This window comes from Micromonospora sp. NPDC049230, from assembly GCF_040647875.1.
In the GTDB taxonomy this organism is placed as follows: domain Bacteria; phylum Actinomycetota; class Actinomycetes; order Mycobacteriales; family Micromonosporaceae; genus Micromonospora.
In genome coordinates, this window is the sequence record NZ_JBEZCZ010000028.1 from 71494 (window position 1) to 88682 (window position 17189).

General features: G+C 72.0%; 16 protein-coding genes. 12 read left to right on the forward strand and 4 right to left on the reverse strand.

From position 1 onward, the window contains the following. Position 1 precedes the first annotated feature (1 nt). Together AB0A95_RS22625 and AB0A95_RS22630 are read left to right on the forward strand one after the other, a co-directional pair. Positions 2–1954 carry a VWA domain-containing protein gene (locus tag AB0A95_RS22625; RefSeq protein WP_357557734.1) on the forward strand — a complete coding sequence of 651 codons (1953 nt, stop codon included), beginning with the start codon at positions 2–4 and terminating at the stop codon, positions 1952–1954. 28 nt (positions 1955–1982) lie between these two features. Continuing rightward, positions 1983–2447, forward strand: coding sequence for a hypothetical protein (locus tag AB0A95_RS22630; protein WP_357557735.1), 465 nt, complete (start codon positions 1983–1985; stop codon positions 2445–2447). A gap of 64 nt (positions 2448–2511) precedes the next feature. On the opposite strand, the gene AB0A95_RS22635 is transcribed toward AB0A95_RS22630, so the two are convergent. Continuing rightward, positions 2512–3519: a helix-turn-helix domain-containing protein gene (locus tag AB0A95_RS22635; RefSeq protein WP_357557736.1), complete on the reverse strand. Its 1008-nt coding sequence runs from the start codon at positions 3517–3519 to the stop codon at positions 2512–2514. Between the two features lie 52 nt (positions 3520–3571). On the opposite strand from AB0A95_RS22635, the gene AB0A95_RS22640 reads away from it, so the two are divergent. Further along, positions 3572–4876 (forward strand): MFS transporter, encoded by a 1305-nt coding sequence (locus tag AB0A95_RS22640; RefSeq protein WP_357557737.1) that lies wholly within the window; start codon positions 3572–3574, stop codon positions 4874–4876. 19 nt (positions 4877–4895) lie between these two features. On the opposite strand, the gene AB0A95_RS22645 is transcribed toward AB0A95_RS22640, so the two are convergent. Together AB0A95_RS22645 and AB0A95_RS22650 are read right to left on the reverse strand one after the other, a co-directional pair. Further along, entirely contained in the window at positions 4896–5606 is a 711-nt protein-coding gene (locus tag AB0A95_RS22645; RefSeq protein WP_357557738.1) for an RICIN domain-containing protein, read from the reverse strand. An 86-nt stretch (positions 5607–5692) separates the two neighbouring features. After that, the gene (locus AB0A95_RS22650; RefSeq protein ID WP_357557739.1) at positions 5693–6163 is read right to left on the reverse strand and encodes a YbaK/EbsC family protein; all 471 of its coding nucleotides are present in this window, start codon (positions 6161–6163) and stop codon (positions 5693–5695) included. 92 nt (positions 6164–6255) lie between these two features. On the opposite strand from AB0A95_RS22650, the gene AB0A95_RS22655 reads away from it, so the two are divergent. The 9 genes from AB0A95_RS22655 (at position 6256) to AB0A95_RS22695 (ending at position 15530) form a co-directional block, all read left to right on the forward strand. After that, the gene (locus AB0A95_RS22655) at positions 6256–7653 is read left to right on the forward strand and encodes an FAD-binding oxidoreductase (protein ID WP_357557740.1); all 1398 of its coding nucleotides are present in this window, start codon (positions 6256–6258) and stop codon (positions 7651–7653) included. Further along, positions 7650–8993 carry a class I SAM-dependent methyltransferase gene (locus tag AB0A95_RS22660; protein ID WP_357557741.1) on the forward strand — a complete coding sequence of 448 codons (1344 nt, stop codon included), beginning with the start codon at positions 7650–7652 and terminating at the stop codon, positions 8991–8993. Before AB0A95_RS22655 ends, AB0A95_RS22660 begins: the two co-directional genes overlap by 4 nt. 101 nt (positions 8994–9094) lie before the next feature. After that, positions 9095–9652, forward strand: coding sequence for a helix-turn-helix domain-containing protein (locus AB0A95_RS22665; RefSeq protein ID WP_357557742.1), 558 nt, complete (start codon positions 9095–9097; stop codon positions 9650–9652). Beyond that, entirely contained in the window at positions 9645–10514 is an 870-nt protein-coding gene (locus AB0A95_RS22670; protein ID WP_357557743.1) for an SRPBCC domain-containing protein, read from the forward strand. Before AB0A95_RS22665 ends, AB0A95_RS22670 begins: the two co-directional genes overlap by 8 nt. A 108-nt stretch (positions 10515–10622) precedes the next feature. Continuing rightward, positions 10623–10856, forward strand: coding sequence for a zinc-ribbon domain-containing protein (locus tag AB0A95_RS22675; protein ID WP_357557744.1), 234 nt, complete (start codon positions 10623–10625; stop codon positions 10854–10856). A gap of 366 nt (positions 10857–11222) precedes the next feature. Then, the gene (locus AB0A95_RS22680; protein ID WP_357557745.1) at positions 11223–13475 is read left to right on the forward strand and encodes an EAL domain-containing protein; all 2253 of its coding nucleotides are present in this window, start codon (positions 11223–11225) and stop codon (positions 13473–13475) included. 39 nt (positions 13476–13514) lie between these two features. After that, positions 13515–14273 carry a MerR family transcriptional regulator gene (locus tag AB0A95_RS22685; RefSeq protein WP_357557746.1) on the forward strand — a complete coding sequence of 253 codons (759 nt, stop codon included), beginning with the start codon at positions 13515–13517 and terminating at the stop codon, positions 14271–14273. A 70-nt stretch (positions 14274–14343) separates the two neighbouring features. Beyond that, positions 14344–15120 carry a hypothetical protein gene (locus tag AB0A95_RS22690; protein ID WP_357557747.1) on the forward strand — a complete coding sequence of 259 codons (777 nt, stop codon included), beginning with the start codon at positions 14344–14346 and terminating at the stop codon, positions 15118–15120. 125 nt (positions 15121–15245) lie between these two features. Next, positions 15246–15530 (forward strand): antibiotic biosynthesis monooxygenase, encoded by a 285-nt coding sequence (locus AB0A95_RS22695; protein ID WP_357557748.1) that lies wholly within the window; start codon positions 15246–15248, stop codon positions 15528–15530. A gap of 64 nt (positions 15531–15594) precedes the next feature. Here AB0A95_RS22695 and AB0A95_RS22700 read toward each other — a convergent pair whose 3' ends face one another. Then, positions 15595–17148, reverse strand: a complete 1554-nt coding sequence (locus AB0A95_RS22700) for a gluconokinase (protein WP_357557749.1) — start codon at positions 17146–17148, stop codon at positions 15595–15597. Positions 17149–17189 lie beyond the last annotated feature (41 nt).

The window sequence follows — 17189 nt, forward strand, 5'->3', positions numbered from 1 at the left end:
CATGGCCGGCAACCGGTTCCGGTACGGGCAGTGGAACGGCGGGCCCGACCCGCTCGCACCCCCGTACGACGTGCGTGAGGCGGTGGACGCGGTCGGTGCCGAGGTGCTGGCCGGCGGCAGCCTGCGGGAGGCGCTGCGTGACCTGCTGCGCCGTGGCCCGCAGGGGCGGGGCGGGCTGGACGACCTGGCCGCCCGTGCGCGGCGGCTGCGCCGGGAGGCGCTGCGCCGAGGTGACCTGGACGGCGCGGTGACCAGGGCTCAGGCACTGCTCGACCAGGCCCTCGCCGCCGAACGGGACGAGCTGCGCGGCCGCGACGACGACGCCGCGCGGTTCGCCGAGGCGGTGCTCGACAATCTGCCCCGCTCCACCGCGCGGGCGGTCGAGGAGTTGTCCGGCTACCAGTGGGCCAGCGAGGAAGCCCGCCGCTCGTACCAGCAGATCCTCGACCAGCTCCGCGACGACGTGCTCGGTCAGCGCTTCGCCGGGCTGCGTGACGCGGTGCGCGCGTCCGCCGACCCGGCCGCCCAGCAACGGCTCGCCGAGATGATGCGGGACCTGAACGACCTGCTGGCCCGGCACGGCCGCGCGGAGGACACCACCGACGCGTTCGCCGAGTTCATGCGCCGGCACGGCGACTTCTTCCCGGAGCAACCGCAAACCGTCGACGAGCTGATCGACGTGCTGGCCCGCCGCTCGGCGGCCGGTGAGCGGCTGATGAACTCGCTCTCCGAGCGGCAGCGCGCCGAGCTGGCCGGTCTCATGCAGCAGTCACTCGGCGACCGTCTCGCGGGTGAGTTGTCAGCGCTCGACGCCAACCTGCGGGCACTGCGCCCCGATCTGCGCTGGGGGCGCGGCGAGCGGGTCCGGGGCGAACAACCACTGGACTACGCCGACGCGGCCGGCGCGCTCGGTGAGATCGGCGAGCTGGACGACCTGCTGGACCAGCTCGACCAGGAACACCCGGGGGCGACCCTGGACGACGTCGACGTCGACGCGGTGGCCCGCACGCTGGGGCGGGACGCCGCCGACGACGTCCGTCGACTACGCGACCTGGAGCGGGAGCTGCGCCGGCAGGGCTGGGTGAGCCGGGACGCCGAAGGGCTCACGCTGAGCCCGAAGGCACTGCGCCGGCTCGGCGGGACCGCGCTGCGACGGGTCTTCTCCGACCTGACCGCCGGGCCCCGCGGCCAGCACGACCTGCGCTCGGCGGGGGCGGCCGGCGAGGTCAGCGGTGCGTCCAGGCCCTGGGAGTACGGCGACGAGCAGCCACTGGACGTGGTCCGGACGCTGACCCGGGCGGTCAGCCGGGCCGGGCCGACGGTTCCGGTGCAGCTCGCGGTGGACGACTTCGAGGTGGTGGAGACCGAGAGGCGGGCCTCGGCCGCGGTGGTGCTCTGTGTCGACCTGTCGTACTCGATGATCTCCCAGGGTCGTTGGGGGCCGATGAAGCAGACCGCGCTGGCGCTGGCGCACCTGATGGAGACGCGCTTCCCGCAGGACGCGTTGCAGATCGTGGGCTTCGGACGGGAGGCGATGACCCTCACCCAGCAGGAGCTGGCGGCCGTCGAGCCGGACGGGGAGCAGGGCACCAACCTCCAGCACGCCTTGCGGCTGGCGGGGAGGCACCTGCGCCGGCACCCGGACGCCGAACCTGTGGTGTTGGTGGTCACCGACGGGGAGCCCACGGCCCACCTGGACCCGGACGACGGGGAGGCGCTGTTCCACTGGCCGCCGCTGCCGGAGACGATCGAGGCGACCGTCCGCGAGGTGGACAAGCTCAGCCGCTACGGCGCCACTCTCAACCTGTTCATGCTCGGCGACGACCCGGGCCTGCGCCGCTTCGTCGACGCCGTGGCCCGGCGCAGCCGGGGCCGCATGTTCACCCCGGACACCGACGACCTGGGCGAGTACGTGGTCAGCGACTACCTCCGCTCCCGCCAATCCCGCCGCTAACGCCCGGCGGGGCCTGTTGACTGGGGGAATGGAGAGCGGGGGATTGCGGCGGGCTTACGGTGCCCTGTTCGCGGAGGTCGACGCCGGGGGATTCGGTCCGGCTCCGGACGGGCAGCTCAGTGCCGAGCAGATCGTCGCGCACCTGGTCGCCAACGACGAGCTGATGATCCAGGCCACCGAGGCGCTGCTGGCCGGGTCGCCGTTCGCCTACTACGAGCTGGAGGAGGACATGCACCGCCCGCAGCTCGACGCGCTCGCCGCCGAGCAGGGTGGGCTGCGGGGCCTGGCCGCGCTGCTGCACGGCACGAGCGACCGGCTGTGCGGGCTGGTCGACCAGTTGGGCCTGGCCGCGGAAACCCCGGTCGAGACGCACCTGCGTGAGGGCTTCGACCTCATCGTGGACGAGCCGCTGCCCTGGTCCCGCACCCTGGACCTGCACACAAGGGTCCACCTCCCGAAGCACCAGTCCCAACTGCACCTGCTCCGGGCCTGAGCGGCGGCGGTCGAGCGCCGGCCGGGGAAGCCCGGCACGCTGGCGACAGCTTGTGCACGGCGGATCAGCCGTTGATCACCTCGGAGCGGGGGTGGAAGGTGCGGCGGTAGGTGGACGGGGCTACGCCGATGCGTTGGTGGAGTTGCTGGCGCAGGGCGGCGGTGGTGCCGAAACCCGTGCGGTGGGCGATCTGGTCGACGGTGAGGTCTGTCGTCTCCAGCAGCAGCCGCGCGTGATCGGTGCGCTGTTGCAACAGCCACTGCGCCGGGCTCAGGCCGGTCTCGGAGCGGAAGCGCCGGGTGAAGGTCCGCACGCTCATCCGCGCCTGCTCGGCCAGGTCACGCAGGGCGATCGGCTCGTGCAGCCGCTGCCGGGCCCACTCCCGCGCGCCCGCGGTGCTGGTGTCGGTGGCCTTCGGCACCGGTCGCTCGATGTACTGCGCCTGGCCGCCGTCCCGCCACGGCGGCATCACGCAGCGACGGGCCGCCCGGTTGGCCACCTCGCTGCCGTGGTCGAGGCGGATGACGTGCAGGCAGAGGTCGATGCCGGCGGCGACTCCGGCCGAGGTGAACACCCGGTCGTCGACGATGAAGAGCACGCCCGGGTCGAGGTCGACTCGGGTGTGCAGCCGACGGAACTGCTCAGTGAACGCCCAGTGGGTGGTCGCCCGACGCCCGTCGAGCAGGCCGGCGGCGGCCAGCACGAACGCACCGGTGCAGATCGACATGATCCGGGCACCCCGCTCGTACGCCGCCCGTAGCGCCTCGGCCGCCTCCGGCTCGACGGTGCCCGAGGTCAACGCGCTGCCGTCGTGGATGCCGGGGACGATCACCGTGTCGGCGGTGTCGAGCAACTCCAGACCATGGTCGGGTAGCACCTGGAACCCGGCGGTGCTGCGGACCGGCCGGCCGCCCGGTGTGCACACCCGGACGTCGTAGAAGTGCGTGTCGTCGACCGCCCGGGCGGTGCTGAAGACCTGGGACGGGGTGCCCAGGTCCAGGCCGACGACGTGGTCCAGGGCGAGTACGGCGATCCGGTGCGGGCGAGGCATCATGGCCCGATTATTGCGCATGATGGCTTTCCGGCCACTCGTTGCGGTGCCTGGTCCCGCCCAGACTGGTCGGGTGACCAAGAACCGCCTTCTGCATCCGGCCTGGCTGGTCGCCGCCGTCGCCTTCGTGGCGCTGGTCGGCGCGGCCGGCTTCCGCGCCACCCCGTCGGTGCTGCTGCACCCTCTGCACGAGGAGTTCGGCTGGCCACTGGCCACGATCTCCGCCGCCGTGTCGGTCAACCTGCTGCTCTACGGGCTCACCGCGCCGTTCGCCGCCGCCCTGATGGACCGGTTCGGCATCCGCCGGGTGGTCTCGGTGGCGCTGCTGCTGGTCGCCGCCGGCAGCGGACTCACCGTCTTCATGAAAGCGAGCTGGCAGCTGCTGCTCTGCTGGGGTGTGCTGGTCGGGCTGGGCACCGGCTCGATGGCGCTGGCGTTCGTGGCCACCATCACCGGGCGCTGGTTCGTGCAGCGCAGGGGCCTCGTCACCGGAGTGCTGACCGCCGGCGGGGCGGCCGGCCAGCTGGTGTTCCTGCCACTTGTCGCCATCCTGGTCCGTGACCACGGCTGGCGTACCGCAGCGCTCGTCGTGGCCGGAGCGGCACTGGCGGTCGTACCCCTGGTGGTGTGGTTGCTGCGCGAGCACCCGGCGGATCTCGGTCTGCCGGCCTACGGGGCGACCGAGGTCGTCGCGGCGCCGCCGGTGACCGGCGGCGCGGCGACCCGGGCGCTGGGCGCGCTGACGACCGCGGCCCGGACCCGGCCGTTCTGGCTGCTGGCCGGCGGGTTCGCGATCTGCGGGGCGACCACCAACGGCCTCGTCGGTACGCACTTCGTGCCGGCCGCGCACGACCACGGCATGCCCCAGACCACGGCGGCGGGGCTGCTCGCCCTGGTGGGGCTCTTCGACATCGTCGGGACGATCGCCTCCGGCTGGCTCACCGACCGGGTGGACAGTCGGTTGCTGCTCGGCATGTACTACGCGCTGCGGGGGGCGTCGCTGCTGATCCTGCCGAGTCTGTTCACCGGCACCGCCGAGCCGAGCATGCTCGTGTTCATCGTCTTCTACGGCCTGGACTGGGTGGCCACCGTGCCGCCGACGGTGGCGCTGTGCCGGGAGTACTTCGGCGGCGCCGGTGCCGTGGTGTTCGGCTGGGTGTTCGCCGCCCACCAGTTCGGTGCGGCCCTCGCCGCGACGGGTGCGGGGCTGGTGCGGGACCGCCTCGGCGACTACGCGGTGGCCTGGTACGTGGCCGGGGCGCTGTCGATCGGCGCCGCCGGGCTGTCGTTGCTGCTGCGTCGCAGGCCGGGCCGAGCGGTCCCGGAGGCCGTGCTGGCTGCCGCGACCGCACCGAAGGCGTGGAGGTTCCAGGGCTGAGACGGCACGGCGTGGGCGGTCAGCCCAGGGTCCACTGCTGGGCTGACCCGTCGTCGCAGGGCCGCTGCCGGATGTCGTCGCCGGCCGCGGTGCCCTCGTCGTCGGCCTGGGCGCACTTGCCGCTGTGCACCGCGACCATCAGCACCGGGCCGCCCCCGGTAGGGCTCAGCCGCCACTGCTGGTTGGCCCCACCGTGACAGGGAAACTGCATCAGCGGCGCGCCGTCGTCCTGACTGCCACCCTCGACGTCGAGACACTGCCCGGACGCGGCATTGGCCACCGTCGACGCCTCCGGGCCGACCGGGGTGATCACCCAATCCTGCTCCGGGTCGCCGGTACAGACAGCCAGGTGGGCCTTCGCCTGCTGGCCTTCGCCGTAGAGCCCCAGGCACAGGCCCGAGTCGGCCTTGAACACGCGGGACCCGGACAGCGGCTCGGCGGGTGCGCTCGGGCTCGGCTGGGCCGCCGCGTCGGTGGGCGCCGCGGCGGAGGACGAGGCCCCGACCGTCGCCGGCACGCTCGGCTCGTCGTCACCGTCGAAGAGCCCGGTGGCGAAGAGCACCCCGAGGAGTACGCCGACCAGCCCGACCGCCAGCGCCACCCGCAACAGCGGATCTGCCAGTGGACCGCGTCGTGTCGCCCGTCGGCCGCCGCCGTAGACGGTGCCGACGGGGTCGGGGCGGCGTTCCTCGCCGGTGGGGTCGGGGTGGCGTTCCTCGGGCGCGGACATAGGCGCCATCCTCACCCACGGCCGGCGGGGACGGCCAATCGGTGGGTCGGCCGACGACCCGGACCGGCGCGGACAGCGGTCAGCGGTCAGCGGGTGGGCTGCGGGTCGGTGACGTCGGCCACTGTGGCGTCGAGAGCGGCGATGGCGGCGTCGGCGTCGAGCGCGATGGCGAGACCACGTTCCCCGGCGCCCAACGTGATCTCCCGGCCGCGCAGCCGCTCGTCGGCGATCACCGGCCAGGCCGTGCTCGCACCGAACGGGGTGATGGTGCCGCGCTCGTAGCCGGTCGCGGCCAGGGCGCCGGCAGCGTCCGGCATGGAGAGTCGGTGCACCCCGAGCAGGGTCCGCAGCTTGGGCCAGGACACGACCCGGTCGCCGGGGGTGAGCACGAACAGGTGATCATCCGCACTGCGGCGGACCACTATCGTCTTCACCACGTCGGGGATCGCCACTCCCCGGGCCGCGGCGGCCTCCGCGAGACTGCCGGCCGCACCATGGCTGACCAGCCGATATGGCAATCCGGCGGCGTTCAGGGCGGTGATCGCGGGCGATGGCATGCCCGCCACGGTAACCGTCGGGCCCGCGCCCGGACGGGAAACTGCCGGGCCGACATCCCACGGTTTCGCGAGTACGCGCGTAAGGTGATCACATGCGCGCTGAGCGTGTGGATCACCCCATTGACCATGATCAAGCGGTGGACACGCTGCGGCGGTCGTACGCCGCGGTGCCCACGGGCGAGCCTGTCCGGCTGGCCAAACGCACCTCCAACCTGTTCCGCCCCCGGTCCGCTCCCCGGGTTCCGGGGCTCGACGTGAGTGGCCTGAACGGCGTGCTGTCGGTCGACCCGGCCGGGCGTACCGCCGACGTGCAGGGCATGTGCACCTACGAGGACCTGGTCGACGCGACGCTGCCGCACGGGCTGATGCCGCTCGTGGTGCCGCAGTTGCGCACCATCACGCTGGGCGGGGCGGTGACCGGCCTCGGGATCGAGTCCACCTCGTTCCGCAACGGCCTGCCGCACGAGTCGGTCCGGGAGTTGGATGTGCTCACCGGCTCCGGCGAGATCGTCACCGCCCGACCCGACGGCGAGCACGCCGACCTGTTCCGGGCGTTCCCCAACTCGCTGGGCAGCCTCGGCTACGCCACCCGGCTGCGCATCGAGTTGCAACAGGTCGGCCGGTACGTGGCGTTGCGCAACGTCCGGTTCACCGACCTGGAGGCGCTCACCGACGCGATCGCCGAGGTGACCGCGACCCGGTCCTGGGCCGGCGAGACGGTCGACGCGATGGACGGGGTGATGTTCAGCCCCGGCGAGGCGTACCTGGTGTTCGCCACGTTCACCGACGCCGCCGGCCCGCCCAGCGACTACACCGGGCAGGCGATCTACTACCGGTCGCTGCGCCGGCGCACCCGCGACGTGCTCACCGCGTACGACTACCTCTGGCGCTGGGACACCGACTGGTTCTGGTGTTCGGCGGCGTTCGGCGCGCAGCACCCCGTCATGCGCAGGCTCTGGCCGGCGCGTTACCGGCGCAGCGACTTCTACCACCGACTGGTCCGCCTTGAGCACCGGCACCAGGTGGCGGCCCGGATCGACCGGCTGCGGGGGCAGCCGGCCCGGGAGCGGGTCGTGCAGGACGTGGAGATCCCACTGGACCAGACGGCTGACTTCCTGCGCTGGTTCGCCGGCGCGGTGGGGATGAACCCGGTGTGGCTGTGCCCGTTGCGGCTGCGTGAGCCGGCGGGTGCGGGTTCGGCACGGTCCTGGCCGCTGTATCCACTCCGGCCGGGGCAGGACTACGTCAACATTGGGTTCTGGGGGAGCGTGCCGATCGCGCCGGGCGCCGCCGACGGCGACGTCAACCGCACGATCGAACGCAGGGTGTCGGAGTCGGGCGGGCACAAGTCGCTCTACTCCGACGCGTACTACGACCGGGACGCCTTCGATCGCCTGTACGGCGGCGACACGTGGCGGGCGGTGAAAGACCGCTACGACCCGGACCACCGGCTGACGGGATTGTACGAAAAGGCGGTAGCACGAGCATGAGCCTGACCGACAGAGATCAGGGGGCGGCGAGCGTCCCCGCCACCCCGCCGGCGGGGGGCCGGCAGACGGGTCCGACAGTGGCGGATGTCATCCGCGCGGTCACGGCCGGGCCGTTGCCGGTGCGGATCACCGGGTACGACGGCAGCTCCGTCGGCCCGTCCGACGCCGGTATCACCCTGGCGATCCGTTCCGAACGGGGTTTGTCCTACCTGCTCACCGCCCCCGGCGACCTGGGCATGGCCCGGGCCTACGTCAGTGGTGACCTGGCGTTGCAGGGGGTGCACCCGGGTGACCCGTACGAGGCGTTGCGGGTGCTCAAGGACGAGCTGCGCCTGCGCCCACCGTCGCTGGCCGACGGGTTGGCGTTGGTCCGTGGGCTGGGCTGGGAGCGGCTGATGCCACCGCCGGCTCCACCGCAGGAGGCGCAGCCGCGGTGGAAGCGGGTGATGAACGGGCTGCGGCACTCGCGGGTGCGCGACAGCACGGCGATCTCGCACCACTACGACGTCTCCAACGCCTTCTACGAGAAGGTGCTCGGCCCGTCGATGACGTACACCTGCGCGGTTTTCCGGTCTCCGGGCGACACGTTGGAGCAGGCCCAGGCTGCCAAGTACGACCTGGTCGCCGGCAAGCTGGCGCTCAGGAAGGGGATGCGGCTGCTGGATGTGGGTTGCGGTTGGGGCGGCATGGTCCGGCATGCCGCCCGCGAGTACGGCGTGAAGGCGCTCGGGGTGACGCTGTCGAAGGCGCAGGCGCAGTGGGCGCAGGCGGCGATCGAGCGGGAGGGGCTGACCGGGCTGGCCGAGGTGCGGCACCTGGACTACCGGGACGCGCCGGCGGAGCGGTTCGACGCCATCTCCTCGATCGGTCTGACCGAGCACATCGGGGTGCGCAACTACCCGACCTACTTCGGGGCGTTGCGGTCCCGGCTGCGCCCCGGGGGTCGGCTCCTCAACCACACCATCACGCGTGCGGACAATCGGGCGCCGCACCGCTCCGGCGCGTTCATCGACAGGTACGTCTTCCCGGACGGCGAGTTGGCCGGCCCGGGCCGGCTGATCAGCGAGGTGCACGACGCCGGGTTGGAGGTGCACCACGAGGAGAATCTGCGCCAGCACTACGCGCTGACGCTTGCCGCCTGGTGCCGCAACCTGGTGGAGCACTGGGACTTCTGCGTGTCCGAGGTGGGCGCGGGCACCGCCCGGGTGTGGGGGCTCTACATGGCCGGGTCACGGATGGCGTTCGAACGCAACGGCATCCAGCTGCACCAGGTGCTGGCCACGCACAACGGCCCGGACGGTGTGAACGGCTACCCGTTGCGGCCCGACTGGTTGCCCTGACCATCTGCTGAGCGTTGCCTGAAGCCGCGCCGAAGAAAGTCGGCGCGGCTTCTCGCGAACCGATTGACAAACAAATTTTGTACGTACAAACTGGTTTTGCCATGAGAGATGTCCTGTACCTGGAGCAGATCGAGCAGGCCGAAGTCCTGCTCAAGCCGCAGCGCGTCGAGGTGCTGCGGCAACTGGCCGAACCGCGCACCTGCACCGAGGTCGCGGCTCGACTCGACCAGACGCCACAACGCGTCTACTACCACGTCAAGCAGCTCGTCGCGGCTGGCCTCGTCGAGCTGGTCAACGAACGCAAGGTCCGCGGCATCACCGAGGGCATCTACCAGGCGGCTGCCCGGTCGTACTGGCTGTCCCCCCGGCTCGTCGGTCGGATCGGGCTGCGCCGGGCCGGCGACGAGCTGAGCCTCGGCTACCTGCTCGACCTGATGGAAGAGGTCCAGGCCGACATCGCCGCCCTGGACCGGGCGGCGCCCGAGCTGCCCTCGATCGGGGTCTCCGGCGCGATCCGGGTGCCGGCGGAGCAACGCCAGCAGTTCCTGCACGACCTGCAAACCGCACTTCAGGACTTGTTCACCCGCTACGGCGGCAGCGAAGGGGATGCCTTCAAGCTCGCCGTGGCCTGCTATCCGAAAGGCAACGACAATGACTGAACCACTGAAGGTGCAGGCCCGTCTCTCCGCGCCGGTCGGGCGCGTTCGCCGGGCGCTGACCGACCCGGCCGAGCTGCGTCTCTGGCTGGCCGAGCACGCCGAGGTCGAGCTGCCCCAGCGGTACGAGTTCTGGGGCCGCTACACGCCCGAGGGTGACGCCCCGCACCAGCGGCTGTTGCACGCCGACGACGACACGCTGCGCTTCGGCTGGCTGCTCGACGGGGTGGAGACGACAAGCGAGTTCCAGCTCACCGCCGAGGGCCCGGACAGCACGGTGCTGACGCTGACGCAGAGCCACTTCGACTTCGCCGAGGCGATGAGCGGCTCCAGCATCCGGGGTGTGCTCCAGACGTACTGGGCGCTGTCCATCGCCAACCTGGCCGCCCACCTGGAGGGTCGGCCGCTGCTGCCGCGCACCGACTTCACCTCCGCCGACCTGCGCGGCGAGCTGGTCATCGCCGCCCCGGCGGACAAGGTGTGGGAGTCGTTGACCGACTCCGAGCAGTCCAGTGCCTGGTTCGGCTACCCGATCGGCATCGAGCCGTGGGTCGGCGGCCGGTACGCCATGGGTGGCTTCGAGAGCGGCTACGCGGCCAAGGTGGTCGACCTGGAGCCGGGCCGGAAGATGTCCGTCGACTGGGGCCCGGTCGGCGTCACGAGCTGGGAGCTCGCCGAGTCCGACGGGCGCACCACGCTGACCTTCGTGCAGAGCGGCTTCGACGAGGCCAACCCCCCGTACGCGGCCTGGAGCGGGTCGGTTGCCGGCCTGGCCGAGCTGCGCCGCTACCACGAGGTGCCGGACTGGCAGCCGATCTGGATCGCCGAGGAGGTCCCCGGCCTGGAGCCCCAGCCCGCCAACTGAGTCACTGACACCCCGCCGCGAGCGCCGACCCCGCAGAGGTCGGCGCTCGCGGCGCGTTCGTCGGCGCTGCGGGGTGACTTTTCGCGGTTGGGTGGGTACTGGCGGGCGATGTTCTTCATCTTTGGTCTGCGTACCAAGGTCGACCGATCCGGTGTCGTGCAGCAGGTCTGCCGCCACTGCGGCAACCACGCCGCGCAGGTGATCACCCGCCGGTCGACGAAATTCACACTCTTCTTCATCCCCCTCATCCCGATCCGCACCCGGTACGCGCAGCAGTGCACCTTCTGCGCGGCGCAGTACGAGATCTCGAAGTCCGACGCCGAACGCCTCCCGGTCGGCTGACCCGGGATGGATCGCCTCCTGTTCTGGTTGCTCGGCCGACCGATGCCCCCGGCCGACGTGGCGGTACACACCGTCGCCCGCCCGCCCTGCACTCCGGGGCGACGCAGACGCCGACGGCCTCGCCGCCCGCTGGCCGGCACCGCGTTGCCCCGCTCACCCTGGAACCGCTCCGGCGGTCGCAGTTGATCGAGGTCGAGGCCCGGGGATGGGCCGCGGGTTCGCGGGGCCGGCGATGGCTCGACCGGCGCGGGCCCTCGGCTCTGGCGGCGTACCTGGGCGCTGGTTAGGCTTTCGGGGTTTGCCGTGGACCGGTCCTTCCGAGGGTGCACGCACGACGAAGCCGGAGCACCCGTGTCCCGTCAGGACGTGAAGCAGGCTGTGGGGAAGCTCAACCCCGCCGGTGCGATTCTGGCGGCTGCGGTCATCCTCGTGGAGGCGTGTTGGCTGTTCGCCTCGTTGCCGGGTGCCGCCCTGGTCAGCGACGTCGGCGGGATGCTGGTGGCCGGCTGGGCAACTGTCGCGTGCGTCGGGGTGGCGCGTCGGCACCCGGTGCCGCTGCGCCGGTTCTGGACGCTGCTCGCCGTCACCATGGCGCTCGCCGCGCTGGGACGGGCCATCTGGACGGTGCAGCGTCTCGTCGGCGGCGACCTGCCGCACACGCCGGTGGTCGGGGTGGTCTTCACCGCAGGCATCCTCACCGGCACGGCCGCGTTGCTCAGCTCGCCGTCCGCGCCGCGGACCGCGGTGGGGCGGGCGCGCACGTTGTTGGACGGCGTGATCGTCGCCCTGGCCCTGGTGCCGATCGGCTGGGTGCTGGTCTTCCGTGGGGTGGCCGCCGCCGAGTTGGCCGACCCGGCGCGCACGTTGGGGCTGCTCTACCCGATGTTCGACCTGATGCAGCTCACGATCCTGGTCGCGGTGTCCGGGCCGGCCCGCCCGATGTGGCGGCCGATGAGCATGCTCGCGGCGAGCCTCACCCTGCGTGTCGTCGCCGACGTCGTCTACGTCTCGCTTGTCGCGCGTGCCGACTACACCGCCGGTCACCCGATCGACCTGTGTTGGCCGGTGAGCTACCTGATGATCGGCCTGGCCACTCGTCAGCCGCCACCGCCGGATTGCGACGGCACCGACGAGGCCGCCGAGTCGCCGCTGCCGCCGTGGTGGCGGGTGGCGTTGCCGTACCTGCCGGTGGGTGGGGCAGTCGTCGCTGTGGTGTTGGCCCGCCAACCCACCGGGCAGACCCCGCAACTGGTCTTCGTGACCATGATGGCGCTGCTCGCGGCCCTCGGCGTGCGGCAGGGGTTGGCCGCGAACGAGAACCTGCGGCTCGTGGTCCGGCTGCGCCGTCTCGCGTACGGGGACCAGCTCACCGGGCTGCCCAACCGGCTGCTGTTCAACAGGCGGCTGCGCCTGGCCCTGCGGGAGAGGCGGCCGGTGGCTGTGCTGCTGCTCGATCTGGACGGGTTCAAGCAGGTCAATGACCGTTTCGGGCATGCCACCGGCGACACCCTGCTGACCGGACTGGCGGCCCGGATGCGGGCCGTGGTGGACGGCGACGGCATCATCGCCCGACTCGGCGGGGACGAGTTCGCGGTGCTTGTCGACGGTGACCGACCGGTCTCACCCGAGCGGCTCGCCGAGCGGTTGCTGGACGCGCTGCGACCCTCCGACGGTGAGGACGACGTCGGGGTGCACCCGTCGGCGAGCATCGGCATCGCCGAGTTCGGTCCGCAGCACGCCTCGCACACCGACCTGCTGCGCGACGCCGACATCGCCATGTACGCGGCCAAGGCGGCCGGGAAGTCCGCGTACCGGACGTGCACCTCGGCGCTGCGTGAGTCGGCCGTGTCGCGTGCCGAGCTGATCGCCGATCTGCGTCGCGCGGTCGACGAGGACCAACTGTGTCTCGAGTTCCAACCCATCGTTGACCTGGCGACCGGCGAGGTGCGCAGCGCCGAGGCGCTGGTGCGGTGGCGGCACCCCCGGCTGGGGATGCTGCCGCCGTCGAGGTTCCTGCCGTTGGCCGAGGAGACCGGTTTGATCCTGCCCATCGACCGGTGGGTGATCCACGAGGCGTGCCGGGCCGCGTCGACCTGGCGGGGCCGCGCGCCGGACGCGACAGTGGCGGTGAACATCGCCGCCGCGCACCTGCGCCGTCCGGACCTGATCGCCACGGTCACCGCTGCCACCAGCGCCGCCGGGCTGGCGCCGCGGGCGCTGACCCTGGAGCTGACCGAGTCGGCACTGATCGAGGGCACCGAGGCGGTGCTGGAGCGACTGCACCAGCTACGCGAGTTGGGCATCAAGATCGCTATCGACGACTTCGGTACGGGATACTCGTCGCTGAGCTACCTGCACCGCATCCCGGCGACCGAGCTGAAGATCGACAGGTCGTTCGTGGCCCGGCTGGGGTCGGACGACCGCGCGTACGCCACTGTGGAGATGGTCACCCGGTTGGCCGGTGCGTTCGATCTGACCGTCGTCGCCGAGGGGGTGGAGACCGAGCGGCAGCACGAGGCGGTCGCCGCGATCGGGTGCCCGCGCGGTCAGGGCTATCTGTACGGGCGGCCGGACGTGCCCGCCAAGGTGGGCCAGAATCAGGGCTTGACCCTGACGTAGCGGCAGGCGGGAGCCTGGTTTCCGGAAGGGAGGGGAACCATGGCGTACACGGTGGGTCAGGTGGCGAAGGTCGCTCGCGTGACGGTGCGGACGTTGCACCACTACGACGAGATCGGTCTGCTCTCGCCCAGCGGGCGGACCCCGGCGGGTTACCGCCGCTACGACGACGCGGACCTGCAACGGCTGCAACTCGTCCTGTACTACCGGGAGTTGGGTTTCCCGCTTGAGGAGATCACCGCGATCATCGACGACCCGGCGGCCGACCCGGCCGCGCACCTGCGCCGTCAGCACGAGTTGCTGACGGGACGGGTGAAGCGGTTGCAGGAGATGGTCACGGCGATCGAGTTCGCGATGGAGGCGAGCAAGATGAACATCCAACTCACCCCGGAGGAGCGGTTCGAGGTCTTCGGTGACGTCGACCCGGAGCAGTACGAGGCCGAGGTGGAGCAGCGTTGGGGTGACACCGAGGCGTACCGGGAGTCGAACCGGCGGGTCGCCCGTTACACCAAGGCCGACTGGCTGCGGAACAAGGCGGAGAACGAGGACTGGGGTCGGCGGATCGTCGCGGTGTTCGGCTCGGGCGTGCCGGCGGACAGCCCGGAGGCGATGGACCTGGCCGAGGAGCACCGACAGCTCATCAGCCGCTGGTTCTACGAGTGTCCGTACGAGATGCACACCGGGTTGGCCGACATGTACCTGGCCGACGAGCGGTTCACCGCGTACTACGAGAACATGGCGCCGGGGTTGGCCGTCTACCTGAACGAGGCCATCCACGCCAACGCGATCAGCCGCGCCTGATCGGCCCGGATCGGCGGCGCTCGCGGTCCGGCTACTCTGGCCGGACCGCACCGCCCCCGGGGAGATGACAGTGCAGAAACCGAAGCTGATCGCCGCTGGTGCCGTCCTGGCCGTGACGGTGGCCGCCGGGGTGTGGGCACTGCTGGTGGCCACCGGCGACGAACCCGACGCGGGTCGCGCCGGGGCGTCGCCAGCCCCGACCGACCCGGCCGGTGTCCTGTCGGCGGCCGCCGCGAAGATCGACAAGCAGGCTTACAGGCTGACGTTGGACACCGGCGGGACAGCGGGCGGGGACGGCACTGTGGTGCTCTGGGACCCGTTGACGAAGCGCGGTCTGGAGACCACCTCGCTCAAGGTGCCCGCCGGTGCGGTGACGATCGAACGGCTCACCACCGGGCCGGACGTCTACGTGCGGATCAGCGCTCCGGACCGCCGCGTCCCGGTCTGGGACGGCAAGACCTGGTGGCACGTCGGCGCTCCGGGGTCGCCGCCCGCCCAGCAGGGCCTGGACAACACCAAGCTGGCCGGCACCCTCACCGCGGCGACGACAGTGCGGCAGACCGGTGTGCGGGAGTACGCCGGCACGCTGGACCTGCGTGAGAGAAGCGCGGTGCTGGGCGAAGGGGTCGGCAACGTGCTGGGTGCCCGGGCCGGGGCGGTGCCGTTCACGGCGGCCGTCGACGAGCAGGGTCGGCTGGTCCGCTACCGCATCGAGTTGGCCAGCGAGCAGTCGCAGACCGCCCAGCTCGACCTGACGTACTCGGATTTCGGGCTGTCGGTGTCGGCCGACCCGCCGGCGGCCGACCTGGTCGGCGAGGACCCACCGGCGAACATTCCCGGCGCCTGACGCGGGGTCGACGGGACTGGCGGCACCCGTCCGGGCGGCGATGTCCCCATAAGCGTGATGACTCACAGGTATAACGATGACTCACGGGCATCAACCTCATCAGGCACCGACCCCCGGAGGTCCCCATGTTGATCATCGCAGGCAGTTTGCAGGTTGAGCCGGCCACGCGCGAGGCCTACCTGTCCGGCTGCGAAGAGGTGATCACGCAGGCGCGTGCCGCCGCCGGCTGCCTCGACTTCCTGCTCGCGGCCGACCCGCTGGAGCCCGGTCGGATCCACGTCTACGAACGCTGGGAGTCCGCGGAGCAGCTTGCGGCGTTCCGTGGTTCCGGGCCGAGTGACGCGCAGGAGGCGGCCATCCTCGACGCCGACGTGCAGCGTTACCTGATCGCCGGGGTGGAGGCCCCCTGACCCGCTCGCCCCGGCGGCAGGTCGAGCCGGAGCGGGGTCGACCCGAGGCGGGCCGGCCGAACTGTCACATCGGGGGCGGGGTCGCGGGCTCGGGTTCCGCGGGCAGGCCGGGTGCCATCCGGCGGAGCGAGGTGAACGTGGGTGCCAGCGCCTCGTACAGCTCGGCGAACAGCGGCAGCAGCGCCGCGTACGTGGCGGCGGCGGCCGGGTCGGGGCGGACCGTCTCCTCGATCCGGACGAGGTCGGCGGCGACGTCGATGCTGGCGATCAGCCCGAGCGCCTGCATGCCGAGCAGCGCCGCGCCGAAGCTGGACCCCTCGTGCGCGGCCGGGAAGCTCACCGGCAGGCCGAGCACGTCGGCGAGCATCTGCCGCCACAGGCCGCTGCGGGCGAAGCCGCCACCGGCACGGATCTCGCGGACCTCGTTGCCGGCCGCCCGCACCGAGCTGAGCACCAGCGCGAGCTGCTGGCAGACCCCCTCCAGCGCGGCGCGGATCAGATGCTCGCGGCGGTGGTTGTGGGTCAACCCCACGTACGCGCCGCGCGGCAGCGCGCTCCAGTGTGGTGCCCGTTCGCTGTGCAGGTACGGCAGCATGATGAGCCCGCCCGAGCCGACCGGCGCGCGGGCCGCCAGGGCGACCAGGTCCTCCTCGGCGTTCTCGCCCAGGTCCGGGGCGAGCGCCGCGCCGGCCCACTTGAGGACGATGCCGCCGTTGTTGATCGCACCGCCGACCGCCCAGCGGTGCTCGGTCAGCGCGTAGCAGAACACGCCGCCGAGCGGGTCCACGCCGGGTCGCTCGACCATCACCCGCATCGCGCCGCTGGTGCCGATCGAGCAGGCCACCATGCCGGGGTGCACCGCCCCCAGGCCCAGGTTCGCGAGCGGCCCGTCCCCGGCGCCGACCACCACCGGGGTGCGCTCCGGCAGGCCGGTCGCGGCCGCCGCCTGCGGGGTGAGGCCGGGGAGTACGGCGGTGGTGGCGACCAGTTGGGGGAGTTGCTCCTCGGTGATGCCGGCGATGGCCAGCGCCTCGCTGTCCCATTCCAGCCGGTAGATGTCCAGCAGGCCGCTGGCCGAGGCCATCGAGTGGTCGGTGACCAGCGCGTCGCAGAGCCGCAGCAGCACCCAGTCCTTGATGCCCACCCAGTGCGCGACGCGTTCGAAGAGCTTCGGTTCCTGCTCGGCGAACCAGAGCAGCTTGGGCAGTGGCGACATCGGATGCATCGGCGTGCCGGTGCGCCGGTGCAGGGCCAGCCCGGACGGGACCGCCCGAAGCCGCTCGGCCTGCTGGGTCGAGCGTGAGTCGGCCCAGGTCACCGAGGGGGTGAGCGGATTGCCGTCCGGGTCCAGCCCGATGAGGCTGTGCATGGCGGAGCTGAACGACAGCCCGGCGACCGGCTGGACCAGCTCGGCCACGACCACGCTCACCGACTTGAGCACCGCGTCGAGGATGAGCTGCGGGTCCTGCTCGGCGTAGCCGGGTTGCGGGTCGTCGAGCGGGTAGCCGACCGAGTGGCTGCCGAGTTGCCGCCCGTCGGTGCCGTACGCGACGGCCTTGGTGCTCGTGGTGCCGATGTCGACGCCGATGACGACGCCGAACCGGGTCTCCTGCGGCATGCTCACCCCCTTCGCGCGGCGGTGCGGCGGCGACGCCACCC

Excerpts from the sequence above, each read along its gene's own strand:
- AB0A95_RS22625 (WP_357557734.1), top strand. The coding sequence starts at position 2 with ATGGCCGGCAACCGGTTCCGGTACGGGCAGTGGAACGGCGGGCCCGAC.
- AB0A95_RS22630 (WP_357557735.1), top strand. The coding sequence starts at position 1,983 with ATGGAGAGCGGGGGATTGCGGCGGGCTTACGGTGCCCTGTTCGCGGAG.
- AB0A95_RS22635 (WP_357557736.1), bottom strand. The coding sequence starts at position 3,519 with ATGCGCAATAATCGGGCCATGATGCCTCGCCCGCACCGGATCGCCGTA.
- AB0A95_RS22645 (WP_357557738.1), bottom strand. The coding sequence starts at position 5,606 with ATGTCCGCGCCCGAGGAACGCCACCCCGACCCCACCGGCGAGGAACGC.
- AB0A95_RS22650 (WP_357557739.1), bottom strand. The coding sequence starts at position 6,163 with ATGCCATCGCCCGCGATCACCGCCCTGAACGCCGCCGGATTGCCATAT.
- AB0A95_RS22655 (WP_357557740.1), top strand. The coding sequence starts at position 6,256 with ATGCGCGCTGAGCGTGTGGATCACCCCATTGACCATGATCAAGCGGTG.
- AB0A95_RS22660 (WP_357557741.1), top strand. The coding sequence starts at position 7,650 with ATGAGCCTGACCGACAGAGATCAGGGGGCGGCGAGCGTCCCCGCCACC.
- AB0A95_RS22665 (WP_357557742.1), top strand. The coding sequence starts at position 9,095 with ATGAGAGATGTCCTGTACCTGGAGCAGATCGAGCAGGCCGAAGTCCTG.
- AB0A95_RS22670 (WP_357557743.1), top strand. The coding sequence starts at position 9,645 with ATGACTGAACCACTGAAGGTGCAGGCCCGTCTCTCCGCGCCGGTCGGG.
- AB0A95_RS22675 (WP_357557744.1), top strand. The coding sequence starts at position 10,623 with ATGTTCTTCATCTTTGGTCTGCGTACCAAGGTCGACCGATCCGGTGTC.
- AB0A95_RS22685 (WP_357557746.1), top strand. The coding sequence starts at position 13,515 with ATGGCGTACACGGTGGGTCAGGTGGCGAAGGTCGCTCGCGTGACGGTG.
- AB0A95_RS22695 (WP_357557748.1), top strand. The coding sequence starts at position 15,246 with ATGTTGATCATCGCAGGCAGTTTGCAGGTTGAGCCGGCCACGCGCGAG.
- AB0A95_RS22700 (WP_357557749.1), bottom strand. The coding sequence starts at position 17,148 with ATGCCGCAGGAGACCCGGTTCGGCGTCGTCATCGGCGTCGACATCGGC.